Below are 17,129 nucleotides of genomic sequence, written 5' to 3'. Positions count from 1 at the left end.
TCTCCCTTCTCGGGCTGCCGGATACGCCGATGGTCAGGTTGAATGAAATCCGCCGCAACGAAGTGGCCGTCGAGGTGCCGACCCCCGACCATGCCGGACTCGTCTTTATCGGCATGATAAGGACACCCTGGACTTCACGGCTGGATTGCCCGCGCATGGGCCGCAGCGATGGTCCGGTGTGCCGCATCGAGATTCATGAACCATGGGTGGCCGCGCTCGATGGCATCGAGGCCTACGGGCGGCTGGAAGTACTGTACTGGCTGCACCAGTCGCGACGCGACCTGGTGCGGCAAAGCCCGGCCGACGACGGCGTCACGCGCGGCACCTTCGCACTGCGCACGCCGGTTCGCCCCAACCCCATCGGCACGTCCATCGCCACCCTGGTGTCGCGCGAAGGCGCGGCGCTGCTGGTGCGTGGCCTGGATTGCCTCGACGGCACGCCGCTGCTCGACCTCAAGCCGGATCGCTCGCTGTTCACGCCGATCGCGCCAGCACAACCCGGCGACTTTCAGACCGGATGATCCTCTTCGCCCGATGCCAGTAATGCGGCGACCTCCGGATGCCGCATGAAGCCGGCTGCAAAGGCATAGGCTTCCGCCGCATCGGCGGGGCGGGGCGAGACTGGCAGGTCCACCCTCGCCGTGGCCGGCGCGCCGCCCAGCACCACGATGCGATCGGCCAGCAGCGCCGCCTCTACGGGATCATGGCTCACGCAAAGGATGGCCAACTCGCGTTCCGCCGCCCATTGGCGCAGGACGTCGCGCAGCCGGGTGCAGGATGCCATGTCCAAGCCGGTGAACGGCTCATCCATCAGCAGCAGGTCGGGCACGACCGCCAGGGCACGCGCCAGCGCCACGCGCCGTTGCATGCCGCCCGACAACGCGTCAGGGCGCTTGTACCAGTGCTCGCACGCCAGCCCCGTGCGCGCCAGCCATGCCGCCGCCTGCTCGCGCGCGTGCGCCTTGCCCGCTCCCAGCGCGCGAACGCCGAAACCGGCGTTGTCGAGCGCCGATTGCCATGGCACCAGCCGCGCATCCTGGAACACCATGGCCACGCGCCCATCGATGCGGCGGCGTCCGCCATCGAGCGGCACCAGGCCCGCCATGGCGTTCAGCAGCGTGGTCTTGCCAATGCCCGACAGGCCCATCACCACCGTAATGCCGCGCCTGGCCAACGCCAGGTCGAGGCCATCGAGCACGATGCGTCCACCGAGCCGCACGCACGCCTGCTCCAATGCAAACCTCATGGACGGGAGCGCCCTGCCGCGGGCCGGATCGCGAGGGCCAACAGCGCATCGGCGCCGAGCAGCAGCGCCAGCGCCACCACCACCCACGCCATGGTATCGACCATGTCCAGTTGCGCTCGCGCCGTCGCGATGGCGCCGCCGATGCCGTCACCGGCATCGATCACTTCCGCCATCAGCGCGATCTTCCAGGAGAATCCCAGCGCCGTCGCCAGGGCGGGCGCCACCGCCACGGCAAGCTGCGGCACGCGGACCTCGAACAGGCGCTGCCGCCACGATGCCCCGAACGCCGTGGCCAGTTCCTCCAGCGCGGGCGAGGTGTCGTGCAGGCCCGCCATCGTGGCGGCGAACACCACCGGCGCCACGCCGACCGCCACCACGAATACGGGCGTAGCGCCCTGTGGCCCGAACCAGAACAGCGCCAGCACGATCCAGATGATCGGCGGCATGCCCAGCGCAATGGTCGAGACGCCTTGCAAGGTGGCGCCCAGGTCGCGCCACGCACCACCGGCCAGGCCGAGCAGCAGGCCCGCCCATGCGCCAACGGCAAAGCCCCCCAGCGCATGCGCCGCCGTCAGCGCCACCGGGCGCCACAACGCACCATCACGCACCAAGGCCAGGCAACGCCACAGCGTATCGGCCGGGCGCGGCATCACGAACGGGCCGCCGCGCACGAATGCCGCCTGCCATGCCAGCAGCAAGGTGAGCAATCCCAGCACGGCAAAAACGATGCGGCGTGGGACGGGCGCCATCACAGGTCGAGATAGAACCCAGGATCGGGCAGGCGTCCATCCAGCACACCGGGCGAGAGCGACAGCAGGGTGCGATAGAAACCCTCCAGTGCCGCGCGCGCCTGGCTGGCCGGCATCACGCGAATGGCCGCGTGATCGAGCGAGGCGAGGAACATCGGCGGTCGGTACTGCATGTATTTCTCCGCGAGCGCCGCCGCGCCGTCGCGGTTGGCATCCACCCAATCCTTCGCCTGCGGCAACCCTCTGCGCAAGATGGCCGCGAGCTCCGGCGTTTCGTGCAGCAGGCTTTCATGCACGCCCACGCCGATCATCGGGATGCCGTCGCCGCCCTTGTGGGCGATCCACACATCCTGCAGGTTGATCGCGCGATACAGCTTGCGGCCATGCATGCCCGCCATCATGATCGCGGCCGTGGCGGCCGGCTCGGACAGGATGGCGGTTTCCACCTGGCCCGCGGCAAGCATCTGCATCGCCTCCATCGGCATGCCCACGTAGCTGAGCTTGAAATCCCTGGCGGGATCCATGCCCTCCATGCCGGCTACCGCGCGGAACACCAGGTCGGGCATGTCGTTGCGGAAGAATCCCAGGACAGGCTTGCCCGCCAGGTCAGCCAACCGCTTCACCGCCGGATCGCTGGAAACAATGGTGAGGTGTCCCATGCCCAGCACCGCCGCCAGTTTCACCGGCATGCCGCGATTGGCCAGGTTCGCCGGCACGTGCGTCGGCGTGGTGAACAGGCGGGTACGACCGGAGGCAAGGGCCGCGCGCAGCACGTCCGGGTCGTGCCACAGCCGCAGGCTGGCGCCCGGCAGAGCCGTGTTCAACGCGCCCGCATCGAGCAGGCGCGCCATCAGGATCGACGCATCGGTGGGCGCGCACAGGATGTCCTGGTTCGCGACCGGCATGGCATAGCCGCGCGGCGCAAGCCAGCCCGCCCCCAGCGCGGCCAGCAACCCGCCCAGCACCCGGCGACGCGCAGGCAGCGCCAGAGGTTTGTCGTCGTCCGCGCGCATCACATGCCACCTCCCACGCTGAGGCCCACGGAAAGCGTGGCGACCCATCCCTCGCCCAGCTGCGGGCCATGCAGGTTCTGGTACACCGGCGCGCCGCCTTCCAACGCCACGTGAAAGCCATGCCAGCCCCAGCGGCCGCCATCCACGGACACGCCGCCGAGCAGGTTGATCCTCTGGCCGCCGTAGAACAGCGGATTGGTGCCTTGCATGAGACCGGAAATCTGCGGATCGGCGCCGCTGATGCGACCCTGCGTGGCGCCCTCCACGCGCGCGGTCAGCGAGATGCCCGGTGCGATCAGGTAACCCGCCCACCCGGTGAGCGCATTGAGGTTGCCGTAGCGATAGCCCTTGTTGTTCTTGTCCAGCGCGAAGCGCCCGCGATACGCCGCCCCCCACGACCAGCGCGCCTCATGCCCGGTATAGGTGATACCTGGCAGCACATCGTAGGTGCCCGTGCCCAGCTGCATGCCGTAGCTGCCGCGCATGGTCATGAACATGCCCATGGGACTGAGCATGCTCACCTCTTCCTTGTCGCTGCCGGTGGGCAGGCTGACACCCAGGCTCAGGTGCACGTGGTTGCCCGCGTCCTGGTAAACCCGCCATAGCGAGCCGATCATGGTGTCGCCGATGCCGCTGGTCGAGGCGGTGCTGAAGCCCGCCACGTTGGTGCCGGTGGCACCCGCGAACGTCTTCATGGTCATCGACTTGTGCTGGTACGACGTCATGGCCATCAGGTTCAGCCAATCGGTGATGCCCACCATCGCGCTGAACATGTGCATCTGCACGCTCATCGAGGTCGGCACGATGCGGTAGTCCTCGGGCATCATCATGCCGCCCGGTCCCATGCCCATGCCCATGCCGGGCATCATCATGCTGGTGCCCGACGGCACCGTGGTGGCGATGGTCTCGGGAGACACCTTGTCGGTACCGATGTAGTTGTCCTGCATATGCATGAACATCGGCCGGTAGTTGAAGACGGCCTGCCCGGCCCCGACCATGTTGGCCCCTTCCACGCCCGCCGGTACCGGCGAATGGTCGCCATGACCGTGGTGATGGGGCATCGCCATGCCATCATCGCCGCCATCCAGCGTCGCTGCCGGCGTCACGTCCTCCGCCCACGCCCCGCCGCAGGCGAAAGCCGCGGCCAGGCCCCAGCACAGCAACCACCGTGCGTTCCCCGAAGCACGTTCCGTTCTCATCCTCGCCCCCCTCAGATGGTGGATACCTTCCAGGTGTTCGAAGCGTTATGTAGGAGTGTATATAGCGGCCAGCGCGTGCGCGCAATGAGAGGAATGGACTAGCCCTGCACCAGGGGATAGGCCTCCCCCCGCGTACCGCCCTGCAAATTTGTCGAACGTGGTTCGCCTCCTGTTTCCCGAACCAAAAACAAAAGGCCCGCCATGAAGGCGGGCATCATGCGCATGGGGCTAGGATTGTTCGCCCCATCCATGGGGCTCACCCCTCCGCGCTGCGCGCTTCGGGGCCAGCGCTGCGCGCTGTCCAAATTTGCTCCTGCAAATTTGTCGAACGTGGTTCGCCTCCTGTTTCCCGAACCAAAAACAAAAGGCCGCCATGAAGGCGGGCATCATGCGCATGGGGCTAGGATTGTTCGCCCCATCCATGGGGCTCACCCCTCCGCGCTGCGCGCTTCGGGGCCAGCGCTGCGCGCTGTCCAAATTTGCTCCTGCAAATTTGTCGAACGTGGTTCGCCTCCTGTTTCCCGAACCAAAAACAAAAGGCCCGCCTTCATGGCGGGCCTTTTGTTTTTGGCTGGGAGACTAGGATTCGAACTAAACAGCTATCCATCTGTTTATAGTGGATAAGTTCTGAACGGAATTCTGGTTGCCCCGCATTTTACCCCATCCCCGATAGGAACCAGACAGGGCAATTGCATGCCAAGCGGACGTGGAATCGCCTTTGATTTGGACGTCTATTTAAAGTGATTTGAAGGCATTAAAAACTGTTATTTTTCCACGCCAAATCAAACACTTGCATAGCAAATTGAAAGCCGTCAAACTCGCCATCGCCACATAATATGGAGGGCACAGATGGAAGAAAGTTACACCTACAGCAATGCATTACTTAGACGCCGCGAAGTACTTGGCCGCCTGAAGATCTCCAGCACAACGCTATGGAGATGTGTCCAACGGGGCGAGATTACTCCCCCGCTTAAGTTGGGCCGATCAGCGTACTGGCCTGAAAGCGAGATCGAGGATCTCGTTAAAAGCATGATGGCGAACAGATCACAACTGCGTAGCCACTGATCATGCTGAAGGGTGCTCGATACACGATGATGCCCGAGCCACTAAATACTCTCAACGCGGGCTTGTTCTAGCCCCCCCCTAACGAACTCACCGACTGACGGAGATCAACCTCTGGATCAGATTGAAAAGTTATACCCAATATATAGGAAAAACATATGAATAATGACGAATTAATTGATACAAACTATGATAAAGATACAGTACTACTGACTCACCCATTCCAACAAACAGATCCAAAGATCATCAAAGCACGTGATGGGCTCTTATCCGCGGGCCCTTATCGAAACTGGGGCACACTGACATTCCAATACGAATTATCGGACAAGCACGCGAAGCAGTTCGCGTCAGATCACTGGCGGAAGACCCAGCGCGAACTACTTGGACGCAACTGGATCAGTAAAGGTATCCAGCCGTTGACGGGACTCGTGATCATGGAGAAGGCCATGATCTTTGCGCGAACGACCCGAGAGTTTGGAAGCTGCCACTTCCACTACCTCATCCATGATCACCCAGCACTGGATCGAGACAACAATCGAGCAGCGGCTCAACTGGAAACGGCGTTCGTTGCCGCCGCACGAACACTCACCCATAGGAACCGTCGCTGGCAGCTTGTTAGCAAGCACGGTGCAGTGGTTGATCCTGTGTGGGATCAGGCCGGTATATGCGGCTACGTGGCGAAAGAAGCAGCATCACGGAACTGGAAATGGCACGACCGCGTTAGATTCCTATGTCAGGATGGCGCCATCTAGCTGTTCAAGTGAGGTAGCGGGAGCTCGCCAGATCCCGCTGCAGGCCCGCATATGATCGGATCGCCGGCCGTGGAACTGAGGGATACAGGTATCAACGTGCGTCGCCGCAATACGGATACGTTGGTATATATATTGCCCAAAGCCCACGCCCGCCCTGATGGCCATCCTCTGCAAGCTCCATATTTACCAATGCCTTCGCGATGTGCGTTGGCACGATAGAACGGGTCAGAGCCTGCGCGTTACCACGACGCTATCAGGATCGATAATCGCGGAGTCGGCCCATGCATTAGTTGGCCGGCTTACCCTGCGGCGCTCTCGGCCAGCGAGCACTGCACCTTATGGTTGTGCCATGTCGGCCGCCCATTGGCGCTCCAGCTTCTTCGCGAAGGCGACCAGACTTGAGCCGCAGGCAGTACACCAATCATGTAATTGAAGCGCGTCCAGTCTGATGTTGCCGCGCTCAGCCATCGAAACATACGACTGAGAACGCCCAAGCCGCTTCCCGAGCTCCGCTTGAAGAAGATCAGCCCCCTCACGCATTTCGATCAACGCTCGCAAGACCGCCGAATATTCTGGCCGATGCAGACTCTTGGGCGCGGCGGGAGATTTGGGGCGAATCTTCTTGGCCTGTGGCATCGGGTTGCCTCACAACTGTGAGAGCAACCTAAAGCTAAGCCTTTGATATGCCGACTCTTGATATCAAATGTTTTGATATTAGAGGCCGACACGGGTAGCCTTGAATGGAGGGGCAATGCACCGACTCCTCTAAATCAGAGAAATGGGCACGCACAGGGGTTGAGCGACATGTCAGGGGGACAAATGTTTCGTCGAGAACGACTTGCAGCGGTGACCGCAATGTGGGTGATTGCGTTATCCGCACTAAGTGCATGTGGCAACGCCGAGTCTTCCGCTAATGGGGCTCAACAAGCATCCATGGCGGAATCCAGCGGCTGGGCATTGTCCGCGGATCAATTTCGACAGCGCTGGAATCAATTGACGAAGCCGGTGTATGCACTATCCAACTTTGCCGGGCAGAAGGCCTCGTTCTCCGACGGTGTCGTGACGTACATGAGTAACGGCATGATTACCCTAGAGACTGATCATCATCAGGCCGTGGGGAGTGTCTGCGTCATCGCATACATGGCGGCGTACGGAGCGGACCATGATGAGGCGCACGCGATCGTCAACGCAGCTATAGATGATGGGCATTCCGCGGAGGCATCGGGTCAGGGCTTCGCTGGGTATAAGACCTTCAATGGCCATATGATGGGTGTCACCCTGTCTCCAACTGGAAAGGTGACCTGCACATATCTCAGAGATAAGGGCTGAAGCACCCCTCTCGTACGGAACAATACCGACAATAGTCTGGTGTGTGGGGCAGCCGTTGTCAGTCCTGTGCGCGGGCAGTTTCGAGCCAAACTGCGCCCTGACAAAGGCACAGCAGGCCTAAACTAGGCTGTCACGTCGAACTTACCGGCGGGAGAAAATCGAATTGCAAAGAGCCCGCGCCCGCCACAAGTTTGGTGTTTGGCGGGGTTGGCTTTTCGGTACCGTTTTGGCGAAAGATACCTAGCCCATTTTGCCGGGCGCACATCATTGTAAGGTCCGCCTGAGATCGGAGGCGGACCGGCCATTATTATTCTGTTGCTGACGGCCCAGCGGATGGCGCGGTGCTAGCCGTCTTCCCTTAATTTCCCGGATTCTTTCAGTCCCCATGCTTCCCGCAGAGGGTAGAGGAAGTTGGGAATGACCTCGGCACGTTCAACGGCTCCATCAAAGTCCGCAGTTGCGACGTCCCCACTCCGCTTTATCGGAACGTGGATCTCCTCGTACTCGCCCTTCGCCGTTGCCCCGGTTAGTGCTATTGCTTCGCCCGTGATAGGCATATCGGAGATTGCTGTCAGGCCCCCACCGATTGGCGCCGATCGATACCACATCTCGCCGATGAAGAAAATTCCTTGGAAGTCGGGATCTATCCGTGCAAGGTCAGCCATAGCGTGCCAAAAAATGTACTTCTCGATGCGGTCGGCAAAGTACACGCCGGTTGCGGCAGTGATTTGGCCGTTGCCATCGGTTTGAAAGTACATCGTCTCGTGGTGACCGTCTCGATTAAACACTTTGCTCGCCATTAGGGCGAACGATTGGAGCCTCGTCCGCAACGGCAAGCTAGCATCTGCGTATGCCGCCGCTGACCTATCAACAAACAGAGCTTCGACTTCTTTCTTCAGTTGCGCTAGTTGCTCAGGAGTTCGGGACACGCGCCCCCGTCGAAAGCTACAAACCTTGCCAGTACTAAGCTTGATGTACTCCCGCCGAGAAGCAGATGACAGGTTGGGCAAAGAATCGTAAGCGAAGGCGGATACATCCTGCCCACAGGCGCTATCGAATGCGTCCACCGCCGATCTTAAGACGGAAAATCCATGCAACAGCGCATCGGTCAACTCGTAGTCCGGAAGCGTATTTGCGACCCACTTTCTATCGATGACAATCGCAGACTCATCCACGATCGACTCTGGCGCCATTCGAAGCCACGCCCGCCACAACTTGTTCTGGCTAGCGAAAAGGAGGCCCTCACATGGGGGCTCGATGCTCGGCCCATTCTCGAGATACGAAAACATGATACTGGCGCGCAGTTGACTGTGGATCGCGAGATCACCCTCCTTTTCAATTGTGTTGCGTGCGTCAACCAGCCATTTCATTAGGGGACTGCTTCCACAGACATCTAGAACAAACGTCTTATACAGATCGTGATAGCCGGGAATCTTGGCCTTGTTCTTCTGTATGAGGAACGTAACGGTGCGTGCCGTCGTAATGGCATTGTTGATGTTGAGACGAAACAATTCAGGCTCGAAGTACGTTTGATCAGCTTGACCAATCAGTTGAAATAGATCGCCCAAGCGCTTTCGCCACGGAGAAATACCCATCAGTGCCCCCTGCCTGCAAACAGTAATGTCGTGCCCGGACGATGTCCGCCTCCTCGATTATTCAATCATATGGTTCAGGCTGGTTCTTGCAGAACACGGTAGACCGTGGCAACGCCAACATTGAAGCGTTCGGCCAACTGCGCTACTGAGAACTTTTCCTCCAGTCGCAGGGTACGGATGCGCAGGCACTGATCTTTGGTAAGCGCACGTTTCCGCCCAAAGGCCACGCCTTTTTGCTTGGCTTTGGCAATTCCATCCGCCTGCCTCTCGGCTCGAATGTCGTTCTCGAATTCAGCAAAACTGGCTAGCAGAGAAAACATGAGTTTCCCCTCAGGAGTGCTGGTGTCGATCGACTGATCAAGCACCCGCAAGACGACCCCCTTTCTCCTTAGCAATTCAGCAATTTTGGCCAAGTCCAGTACAGAGCGGGCCATACGGTCCAGCCGGGATATGACCAACGTATCGCCATCCCGAAGGAACTGGAGGCATGCCTGAAGCTCAGGGCGGTTGTCGGCTTGCTTACCGGATCGCTTTTCAGAATAGATACGGGTGCAGCCGACTCCGTTCAGCTTGTCCAACTGAACATCCAGAGATTGGCCGACGCTGCTGACGCGGGCGTAACCTACGATTTCGCTCATTATCAAATCTCCTAGATGATTTGATAATATCATTCTGATAGGAGTTTTGATAGATGTTCCAAATGCTATCGCAACGTATACAAAATGATAGGCCTCCAGTCAGAGTTGGCGCGGCCGATCTTTAGGTATACAAGGTGTTACGGGGACTCAGGGGGAACTGGGTGACAATTGCAGCTTGCTACGTTTCGCCTGAAGGCGTGGTTTTTGGTGCCGATAGCACAACCACTTGGTCGGCCACTTCAGGCCATCACTTCTTTAATCACGCCCAGAAGCTGTTCGAAGTTGGGACCAAAAGCACCTTGGGAATGGTGACTTGGGGCATGGCCAGCTTTGATGACACGAGTTTCCGTACCGTGATCGCACAGTTAGCCGACAAACTCGTCCAAAACCCTCCTGCCAGCGTGCAGGCGGCTGCCGACGAGTGGATCAATGAGGCTTGGCCGGTCTTTACCGGGATGCAGGCATTTGCCCGTCTGCAACAACTGAACGGAAATGCGAACCGTACACCTGACCAAGACGAAGAGTGGGGAATGCTCAGCCACGGATTGGTCGTGGGCTTCTGTATCGGCGGTTATTGCTTGCCGGATCACTGTCCCAAGGCATATGAGATTGTGTTCGATCCCCTTGGCGCTCGGCCGGTACCAAGTGAGATCGCCAAGAATACCCACCGCTGGTGGGGCGTTCCTAATATAATCAACCGCTTAATTTATGGGTATGACTGGAATTTTCGGCAAGCAATCTTGTCTAGTGGATTCTGGAACGGGACCGATGCCGACTTTGATTCCGTAGCCGCGCAACAGGCACTGGAGCACCCGGTGTTACCCATAAGAGAAGTGGTGGACTTCATTCATTCCTGCATCCGCAGCACCGGTAAGGCGATGAAGTTTTCAAACTTTCCGCAAGTGTGTGGTGGTGCCCCAGAGATTGCACTGATCACAACAGACAGACAATTTCGGTGGGTTCGCCATAAAACTTGGGATACTGCCATCGAAGATGGGGGCTAGCATGAAGACACACACTCAACCGGAACGAAAAGGCGAGCACCGGGAAACCGTCTCCGAGGCGGCACGTGAGCTCCGCGATTCATATAAGAAAACTGGGGCTTACAGCGCACAGAAGATGCAGCTTGTTTTTGGCGACCCTCGACGGAGCGTCGCTGGCAAGGCGTTTGACCAACGCTGCGCCGCTAGTCTTCGAAAGTAAGAGCCTTACCACGCTCTCATGAAGGCCACGGGTGCTCGCCGCCCGTGGCTATTATTTTATTGGAAGCAACAAATTAGGGCGGCGATGCAATCGCCTTTCGCCCAACACTTGCCTTCAATCAGGCCCCTTGAAGCAAGAACGTCGGATGGGCGTGCTTGCTTAGAAGATCAAAGACCGAGATCGTCTTCACACCATGGGCGCTAGCAGCATTGGGTAACGGAATGCGCTTTTGGGCTGCCGGCGACACGGACTCATGGGATACCACGATATGACCATGCGTCATTGCAGTAGCCACTAAGAACGGGTCCGCATTCTTACCATCAGCAAATTCTGCCCGCGCCTTATCTGTATATTGAGGCGTGGAAGCCGCCCAATTCATAAGTTTGGCGTAGTTAGCCATCACCGCCGCATCAGCATCGTCAGGAATGAAGAAGGTACTGGGCAAGGATTGGCACCACACCCGCGCCGCATCATCTGGCTTACCAGCGCAGATCTCCGACTTCACCTTGTTTACGCTGAAGACCAAGCCATTGCCATGGCAGTCCTCCAGCCACGTCCAGAACCCTGCGCAGAATTCGAACCTGTAATGGAAATTCTTGGCCTGAATTAGCACGTTGGCGTCAAGCAAGTACGCTTCCATTAGAGCTCCCTGCTCAGCGCAACTACCGTGTCGGGCTTAATGTTGAGAAGACGGGCAGCATCACGAAGCATCGTATTGCCGTTCATCGCTTCGCCAACGATCACCTTCGTGAAACGGCGACTGTTCCGAGCAGGGATCGTTGCCCACGGGTCGCCACCGCCGCCCTCATCCTTCCTGACATCAACAGCCAGTCGCGCGACCTCAAGGTACTGATCGCGATTTATCTTATTGAGATCGAATAGCCGTCTCGCGGTCGCCACTCTACTGATTCGGAAATACCGCGCCATTGCATCAATGCTATGGGTTTCATCCCACATGCGAACGACATCATCCGTCCTTGCCAGCAGCTCACCCGCGATCTTATTGCACGCAGCCTCGACACCTTCTGGATTGTGGGTGGCGTCCGACACACCGCTGACGCCAAGCCAGATGTGCGCGAGCTCATGAGCGAGAGTGAAGCACCAAGCCGTCTCGGCATCACGCCCATTTACAAAAACAACTGGGGCATGGCGATCAGCCAATGCGAACCCACGGAACTCAGCGACGGACAAGGGCTTCTTCGTATTAGACCTAACAATCCCACTCTTCATTACTAGAATGCCGATATCCTCCGCCCTTCCAGCGAGCAGCGAGAAGTACGCGCCCGGCGTGCGGCTCTTCGCCCGATCGATATCAGTCAGTCGAAGATGGGTGCGGATATCTTCGGCAATGAGCTGCAGGTTTGGGCGGCCCCCCAGCCAAAAACTGCCCACGAAGGCCCGCGCGTCAGCTCCTTGGTCAAACAGGTAATCCTTGAACCAATCCTGCTTTCCTTCGACATCACGTAATAATTCGAAGAAATCGGCACTCAATGGATCTGCGTGCACGGTCTGACGCAGGTCGGGTATTGGTGGATTGGCGATCGCAGGGGGCTGATCCAAGAACAGGAAGCCCACCGGGACCCTTATGTGCTGGGCCAACCGTTGTAGCTGGGGGAAGGTGAGCTCGCCGGAAACAATGCGCTCACGATCCTTCTGTCGCTTTACCAATAGCTGGGCCAGCGACTCTACCGATTCCCCGGCTTTGGCCGCGGCCCAAGAGAGTACGTTTGGCGATATACGCAGTGCGTCCATGGTCGCCATCGTCAGCCACGTTCCGTGGGAAATATATCATCGCCCCACTGCAGCAGGGCGCGTCCCTTGGCTTGTACCGTTATCCAGCGGTCAAAATGAACCATGACTTCCCCAAGCCATGAGCAGGAGCGGTCCTCGCTCTTCGCAGTGATATTAGCTCAATATCGCTACTGGCTCCCCTGCCAGCGAGTCCAAAATATCGGCCCAGTCCTGCAGCATAGTCCGGCGATCTTCAAGGTAGGGCTCCGTGTTGTAGACGCCCCGTATTTTGTCCGGATCCTTATGGGCTAGCTGCCGCTCGATGTGATCGGATACATAGCCCTTCCGATTCAAGGCTGAGCTCACCACATGTCGCAAGCCATGCATTGTCTGCCGGCCGGCGTAGCCCATTCGCTCAAACATGGCTTTAACCGCCCCGTCACTGAGGGGCTTGCTCGGATCGTTCCTGCCGACGAAGACATGCTCGAAAGTTCCACTAATCCGATGCAGATCCTTCAGTGCTGCCACCGCCTGCCTTGAAAGCGGTGTGACGTGACGATAGCCGCGCTTCATTTCGTCTCGTCCCTTTTTGATGTTCCATAGACCCTCATCTAGGTCCACTTCCGACCACCGCAATGTACGTGTGACGCCGGGGCGGCTCGCCGTCCACAGTGCAAGGTAAGCTGCTCCCTTCACAAGGGGAGATGCACTTACTTCCTTCATGGCAGCGAGAAACGCGGGTAATTCTTCGTACGGGATGTGAGCATGAGGCTCGGACTCTGCATTGATTATGGTAATCGCATGCAAGTCACGGACAGGGTCAGCCGTTGTCCATTCCTTTGCTCGAGCGTACTGAAAGATCGCCTTGAGCCATTGCCTAGCTTTTTTGGCAACGTCGGGAGCTCCCCGATCGTCGATCTTATGAACGAGGTCAGCCAGCATGCTGGTTGTTATCGCGTCGAGCGGATGCCGCCCAAGCGCAGGCAAAAGATCGAGGTCTAGATAAGCTCTTACCTGCTGTGCAGTCCTTGGCTTCCATGCCTTCGTTCTGAACTCGTACCAGTCATTGGCAGCCGCCTCGAACGTGTTGGCGCGAATTTGCTTCGCTGCACGTTTTTCCTGCCGCTTCTTTTCTTGAGGATCTACGCCGCCATCCAAAAGAACCTGCAGCCTGCGAGCCTCTGCACGAGCAGCAGGCAACAACATCCGAGGGTACGGTTTTCCTACCGTGACCTCATCACTCCTACCGTCATAACGGTAACGAAATTTCCAGTACTTGGCGCCATTGGGCATGACCAACACGTACAAGTTGTTCAACTCGTCGGCCAGCCAGTACTTCCTTTCACGTGGCAACGCGTCTTTGATGCGCTCGTTGGTTAGGCTGCCTGCCATGGGGTATTCCGCTATTAAAAGTTCCGCGCATTCCATTACTTACATGCTGGCGCACCACTTCGAAGTCGCCAATTGCGGGGTAATTTACTATGGACGCGGGCTTTACCCCAAACCCTACCCCGCAAGATCCGCGTGATCTTAAGCGATCTCCTGAAACGCCCTGAAATCCAAAAACCATAAAAAAACCCGCCACTTGGGCGGGTTTTTCTTTCTGCTGAAACGTTTCGAAATGTCGTGAAACGTTGATTTGGCTGGGAGACTAGGATTCGAACCTAGATAAACGGAGTCAGAGTCCGTTGTCCTACCGTTAGACGATCTCCCAAAACCCTGCGGAGCGGTGCGCTCTGACTTGATGCACCGAACCGTCGAAGCAACTCTCCGAGGAGGATTAGCGCTTCGAGAACTGGGTAGCGCGGCGGGCCTTGTGCAGACCGACCTTCTTGCGCTCGACCTCGCGGGCGTCACGGGTCACGAAGCCGGCCTTGCGGAGCGACGACTTCAGGTTTTCATCATACTCGATCAGGGCGCGGGCAATGCCCAGGCGGATCGCGCCAGCCTGGCCGGTGATGCCGCCGCCGGAGACGGTGACGTTCACGTCGAACTTGTCGGTCGCCTCGATCAACTCGAGCGGCTGGCGCACGATCATGCGCGAGGTCTCGCGACCGAAGAACTGGTCGAGGGTCTTGCCGTTGACGGTAATCGCGCCGGTGCCCTTGCGCAGGAACACGCGGGCGGCGGAGGTCTTGCGGCGGCCGGTGCCGTAATTCTGCTGGATCGCCATGATGAGTCCTTAGATTTCCAGCGCCTGCGGCTGCTGAGCGGTATGCGGATGTTCGGCGCCGCCGTACACCTTGAGCTTGCGGTACATCTCGCGGCCGAGCGCATTCTTCGGCAGCATGCCCTTGACGGCGATCTCGATGACGCGCTCCGGATGGGTCGCCAGCAGGTCCTTCAGACTGGTGGTCTTGAGGTTGCCGACGTAGCCGGTGAAGCGGTGGTACATCTTGTCGTCCAGCTTGGCACCGGTGACGGCCACCTTCTGCGCGTTGACCACGACGATATAATCGCCGGTATCGACGTGCGGGGTGAATTCCGGCTTGTGCTTGCCACGCAGGCGGCGGGCGATCTCGGTCGACAGGCGACCGAGCGTCTTGTCCGTGGCGTCAATCACGAACCAATCGCGCTTGACGCTTTCCGGCTTGGCGCTGAACGTTTTCATTTCAGAATACCTGGGCTGCCGCCGCAAGGGCGGTACACGTAATCGGTGGAACAAAGGCGCGAGATGATAACGGAGTTTTCATCGATCGCGCAAGCCCACCGACCGGCGGGCTGCGAGCTGGCAATGATAGCATGCCTGCCATGGCGCTTGAAAAGCCCCCCCTCACCCGAAGCCAAACCATCGCCGCGCTGGCCGACCAGTGCGTGCAGTGCGGCATGTGCCTGCCCACCTGCCCCACCTACGGCCTGGACGGCACCGAATCGGAATCGCCGCGCGGGCGCATTGCCATGGCGGCGGCGCTGGCCCGTGGCGATGCCGAGCCCACGGCCACACTGCGCATCCACCTGGACCATTGCCTGGGCTGCCTCAACTGCGAACGCGTCTGCCCCGCCCAGGTGAAGTATGGCGAGCTGCTGGTCGAGACGCGGGCGCTGATCGGTCCCCGGCCAGGGCGCCCGCGCGCCCTGCTGGCCATGCTCAAGCAACCCACCCTGCTGCGGCTGGCCGCGCGCCTTGGCTCCGCCGCAGGGCTGGCGCGCTGGAAGCGGCGGCTGGACGCCCGGCTGCCCGCCGGCTCGGCCTGGCGCGCCGCCCTGGGGACGCTGCCCGAGGCCACGCCGGTCACGCCCCCGGTCGCCGCCGACTCGGCCGATGGGCAGCCAACGGTGGCGCTGTTCCCCGGTTGCGTGGCGAGCGTGGAGGATGCCGAGGCTGAGGCGGCCGCCCTGCGCCTGCTGCGCGCCGCCGGCTACCGCGCGATCCGCCTGCCTGCCTTCTGCTGCGGCGCCATCGACCTGCACGGCGGCGAGATGGATACCGCCGAGCGCCTGGCCGAGCGCGTCCGCGAAACCTGGCGCTCGTCCGGCGCCGAGCATCTTGTATCGGTGACGCCCGGCTGCCTGGGCACGCTGCGCCGCGCCCTGCCTGGCGTTCCCGTGGCCGATCCGGCAAGCCTGCTGGCCGAGCGCGCGGACCGGCTGCGCTTTCGGCCGCTGGCACGCCGCGTGGCGCTGCACCTGCCCTGCACGCAGGTCAACGTGGCGCGCAGCGAGGGCACGCTGCAGTCGCTGCTGCGGAAGGTGCCGGAACTCGACTTGCAGGTGGCGCCGCGCGCACCCTACTGCTGCGGCGCGGCGGGCTCGCACATGCTGGAATTTCCCGGGCGCGCCGCGCGCCTGCGCGAGGCCACGCTGGATCAGGTCGCCGCCTTGGCGCCACAGCAGCTCGTATCGTCCAATATCGGCTGCCGCCTGCATCTCGCCGCTGGCATGGATGATGGGGGCCGGCGCTGGCCGCATATGCATCCGCTGACCCTGCTGGCGCAGCAACTGGAGGATTCGCCATGAACGCACGCACGCTTTCCCCGCTCGACCGCCTGCTCGCCGGCATCGAACGGGCGCTGGAAACCGTGGCCGGCTCTCCGGAGGCGGCGCGTCCGTCGCCCGCCGAGGCCTTCGACGAGGCGGACATGGGCGATGCCGAGCGCCGCCATGCCGCCGGGCTGATGCGCATCAACCACACCGGCGAGGTCTGCGCCCAGGCGCTGTACGACGGCCAGGCCGCCCTGGCGCGCGACGAGGCCAACCGTGCCCACCTGCTGCACGCCGCCGCGGAGGAAACCGACCACCTGGCCTGGTGCACCGAACGCCTGAAGGAACTGGACAGCCGTCCCAGCCTGCTCAATCCGCTGTGGTATGCCGGCAGCTATGCCATCGGCGCGCTGGCCGCCCTGGCCGGCGACCCGGTGAGCCTGGGCTTCGTGGTGGAAACCGAACGCCAGGTCGAAGCGCATCTGGAAGAACACCTCGACAAGCTGCCCGCGCAGGACGAGCGTTCGCGCGCCGTGCTGATGCAGATGCAGGCCGACGAGATCCGCCACGCGCATGACGCGCGGGAACGCGGTGGGATCGAGCTGCCGTTTCCTGTCCCCGAGGCGATGGCGCTGGCATCGAAGGTGATGAAGATCGTGGCGTATCGGGTTTAGCGCGGCAACGCGTGGAG

At 60.3% G+C, this 17,129-nt stretch carries 18 protein-coding genes and 1 tRNA gene; 6 read left to right on the top strand and 13 right to left on the bottom strand.

What is annotated here, in order from left to right; genetic code table 11:
• Positions 1–29 precede the first annotated feature (29 nt).
• On the top strand, positions 30–521 hold the full coding sequence (gene tsaA / locus MJ605_RS00370) for a tRNA (N6-threonylcarbamoyladenosine(37)-N6)-methyltransferase TrmO (protein WP_243038737.1): 492 nt from the start codon (positions 30–32) through the stop codon (positions 519–521).
• On the opposite strand, the gene MJ605_RS00365 is transcribed toward tsaA, so the two are convergent.
• From MJ605_RS00365 to MJ605_RS00350, 4 genes are read right to left on the bottom strand one after another with little or no spacing between them, the layout of a single operon-like run.
• Positions 509–1,246: an ABC transporter ATP-binding protein gene (locus MJ605_RS00365; protein ID WP_243038735.1), complete on the bottom strand. Its 738-nt coding sequence runs from the start codon at positions 1,244–1,246 to the stop codon at positions 509–511. The two genes, tsaA and MJ605_RS00365, sit on opposite strands and share 13 nt — an antisense overlap.
• Complete coding sequence (locus tag MJ605_RS00360) at positions 1,243–1,995, bottom strand: ABC transporter permease (RefSeq protein ID WP_243038733.1); 753 nt, start codon at positions 1,993–1,995, stop codon at positions 1,243–1,245. Before MJ605_RS00360 ends, MJ605_RS00365 begins: the two co-directional genes overlap by 4 nt.
• Positions 1,995–3,008, bottom strand: coding sequence for an ABC transporter substrate-binding protein (locus MJ605_RS00355; RefSeq protein ID WP_243038731.1), 1,014 nt, complete (start codon positions 3,006–3,008; stop codon positions 1,995–1,997). The genes MJ605_RS00360 and MJ605_RS00355 overlap by 1 nt, the downstream gene beginning before the upstream one ends.
• Complete coding sequence (locus MJ605_RS00350) at positions 3,008–4,207, bottom strand: transporter (RefSeq protein WP_243038730.1); 1,200 nt, start codon at positions 4,205–4,207, stop codon at positions 3,008–3,010. Before MJ605_RS00350 ends, MJ605_RS00355 begins: the two co-directional genes overlap by 1 nt.
• A gap of 1,220 nt (positions 4,208–5,427) precedes the next feature.
• Here MJ605_RS00350 and MJ605_RS00345 point away from each other — a divergent pair.
• Positions 5,428–6,021: a hypothetical protein gene (locus MJ605_RS00345; protein ID WP_243038729.1), complete on the top strand. Its 594-nt coding sequence runs from the start codon at positions 5,428–5,430 to the stop codon at positions 6,019–6,021.
• 336 nt (positions 6,022–6,357) lie between these two features.
• Here the strand turns inward: MJ605_RS00345 and MJ605_RS00340 are convergent, their stop codons facing one another.
• The gene (locus MJ605_RS00340; RefSeq protein ID WP_243038727.1) at positions 6,358–6,657 is read right to left on the bottom strand and encodes a helix-turn-helix domain-containing protein; all 300 of its coding nucleotides are present in this window, start codon (positions 6,655–6,657) and stop codon (positions 6,358–6,360) included.
• Between the two features lie 297 nt (positions 6,658–6,954).
• Between MJ605_RS00340 and MJ605_RS00335 the strand changes: the two genes are divergently transcribed.
• Entirely contained in the window at positions 6,955–7,350 is a 396-nt protein-coding gene (locus tag MJ605_RS00335; RefSeq protein ID WP_243038726.1) for a hypothetical protein, read from the top strand.
• Between the two features lie 344 nt (positions 7,351–7,694).
• Here the strand turns inward: MJ605_RS00335 and MJ605_RS00330 are convergent, their stop codons facing one another.
• Positions 7,695–8,945, bottom strand: a complete 1,251-nt coding sequence (locus MJ605_RS00330; protein WP_243038724.1) for a hypothetical protein — start codon at positions 8,943–8,945, stop codon at positions 7,695–7,697.
• 74 nt (positions 8,946–9,019) lie between these two features.
• Positions 9,020–9,583 carry a recombinase family protein gene (locus tag MJ605_RS00325; protein ID WP_243038723.1) on the bottom strand — a complete coding sequence of 188 codons (564 nt, stop codon included), beginning with the start codon at positions 9,581–9,583 and terminating at the stop codon, positions 9,020–9,022.
• Between the two features lie 161 nt (positions 9,584–9,744).
• Between MJ605_RS00325 and MJ605_RS00320 the strand changes: the two genes are divergently transcribed.
• On the top strand, positions 9,745–10,587 hold the full coding sequence (locus tag MJ605_RS00320; RefSeq protein ID WP_243038721.1) for a hypothetical protein: 843 nt from the start codon (positions 9,745–9,747) through the stop codon (positions 10,585–10,587).
• 317 nt (positions 10,588–10,904) lie between these two features.
• Here the strand turns inward: MJ605_RS00320 and MJ605_RS00315 are convergent, their stop codons facing one another.
• The 6 genes from MJ605_RS00315 to rplM form a co-directional block, all read right to left on the bottom strand.
• The gene (locus MJ605_RS00315) at positions 10,905–11,414 is read right to left on the bottom strand and encodes a DUF4411 family protein (RefSeq protein ID WP_243038719.1); all 510 of its coding nucleotides are present in this window, start codon (positions 11,412–11,414) and stop codon (positions 10,905–10,907) included.
• An 11-nt stretch (positions 11,415–11,425) separates the two neighbouring features.
• Positions 11,426–12,538 (bottom strand): ImmA/IrrE family metallo-endopeptidase, encoded by a 1,113-nt coding sequence (locus tag MJ605_RS00310; protein WP_243038718.1) that lies wholly within the window; start codon positions 12,536–12,538, stop codon positions 11,426–11,428.
• A 153-nt stretch (positions 12,539–12,691) separates the two neighbouring features.
• Entirely contained in the window at positions 12,692–13,909 is a 1,218-nt protein-coding gene (locus MJ605_RS00305) for a tyrosine-type recombinase/integrase (RefSeq protein ID WP_243038716.1), read from the bottom strand.
• A 248-nt stretch (positions 13,910–14,157) separates the two neighbouring features.
• Positions 14,158–14,231, bottom strand: a tRNA-Gln gene (locus tag MJ605_RS00300).
• 66 nt (positions 14,232–14,297) lie between these two features.
• A complete protein-coding gene (gene rpsI / locus MJ605_RS00295; protein ID WP_243038712.1) occupies positions 14,298–14,690 on the bottom strand; it encodes a 30S ribosomal protein S9 in 393 nt (130 codons plus the stop codon).
• Positions 14,691–14,699: 9 nt separating this feature from the next.
• A complete protein-coding gene (rplM, locus tag MJ605_RS00290) occupies positions 14,700–15,128 on the bottom strand; it encodes a 50S ribosomal protein L13 (RefSeq protein ID WP_243038710.1) in 429 nt (142 codons plus the stop codon).
• 140 nt (positions 15,129–15,268) lie between these two features.
• Here rplM and MJ605_RS00285 point away from each other — a divergent pair, with 140 nt between their 5' ends.
• Both MJ605_RS00285 and coq7 read left to right on the top strand, forming a co-directional pair.
• The gene (locus MJ605_RS00285; RefSeq protein ID WP_243038709.1) at positions 15,269–16,474 is read left to right on the top strand and encodes a (Fe-S)-binding protein; all 1,206 of its coding nucleotides are present in this window, start codon (positions 15,269–15,271) and stop codon (positions 16,472–16,474) included.
• Positions 16,471–17,112 carry a 2-polyprenyl-3-methyl-6-methoxy-1,4-benzoquinone monooxygenase gene (coq7, locus tag MJ605_RS00280; protein ID WP_243038708.1) on the top strand — a complete coding sequence of 214 codons (642 nt, stop codon included), beginning with the start codon at positions 16,471–16,473 and terminating at the stop codon, positions 17,110–17,112. Before MJ605_RS00285 ends, coq7 begins: the two co-directional genes overlap by 4 nt.
• Positions 17,113–17,129: the final 17 nt, after the last annotated feature.

It is taken from the genome of Dyella sedimenti (genome assembly GCF_022760995.1).
In the GTDB taxonomy this organism is placed as follows: domain Bacteria; phylum Pseudomonadota; class Gammaproteobacteria; order Xanthomonadales; family Rhodanobacteraceae; genus Dyella; species Dyella sedimenti.
The sequence above is the reverse complement of the archived record's forward strand: the minus strand, read 5'-3'. Positions and strand labels throughout refer to the sequence as shown.